Origin of the sequence: Streptomyces sp. NRRL S-495, from assembly GCF_000966955.1 — a bacterium.
Lineage (GTDB): Bacteria > Actinomycetota > Actinomycetes > Streptomycetales > Streptomycetaceae > Kitasatospora > Kitasatospora purpeofusca.
In genome coordinates this window covers 1-698 of record NZ_JZWY01001224.1, presented here as the reverse complement: position 1 = coordinate 698, position 698 = coordinate 1, and the positions used below count along the sequence as shown (strand labels likewise).

At 74.6% G+C, this 698-nt stretch carries 1 protein-coding gene; it reads left to right on the top strand.

Annotation, left to right across the window (positions count from 1 at the left end; genetic code table 11):
• On the top strand, positions 1-698 hold a 698-nt coding region (locus VR45_RS40760; RefSeq protein WP_045945029.1), incomplete at both ends, for an acyltransferase domain-containing protein.

Sequence of the window (698 nt, the reverse complement as noted above, 5' to 3'; positions counted from 1 at the left end):
GCGACACACTGTCCGACCGCTACCCGGAACTCGACGTCGCCGCGGTCAACGGGCCGACGTCGGTGACGGTCTCCGGCGACCCGGCGGCACTGGAACGACTGCGTGCGCAGTACTCCGAGGCCGGCGTCCTGACCTGGCCGGTCCCCGGCGTGGACTTCGCCGGGCACTCGCCCCAGGTGGAGGAGCTCCGGGAGGAACTGCTCACCCTCCTCGCCGGCACCGCGCCGCGGACGTCCGACATCCCGTTCTACTCGACGGTCAGCGGCGGCCCCCTGGACACCATGGGCCTGGACGCCGCGTACTGGTACGAGAACCTGCGCAGGCCGGTGGAGTTCGGACGGGCGGTCGACGCACTCATCGCCGACGGGCACCGCACCTTCGTCGAGTGCAGCACCCACCCCGCGCTGACCGTCTGGCTCCAGCAGGCCGTCGAAGCGGCCGGGGCCGGCGACGGGGCCGTCGTCGGCACCCTGCGTCGCGCCGAGGGCGGCCCTGGCCGCTTCCTCGCCGCGCTCACCGAACTCCAGGTACGCGGACTGCGGGTGGACTGGGGCACGGTGTTCGCCGGAACCGGCGCGCGCAGGCGCCCCCTGCCCACCTACGCCTTCCAGCAGCAGCGCTACTGGCTGGACAGCGCCCCCGACCGGCCCGCCGGCACCCTCACCGGCACGGACGCCACGACCGGCACCGGCCCGGCC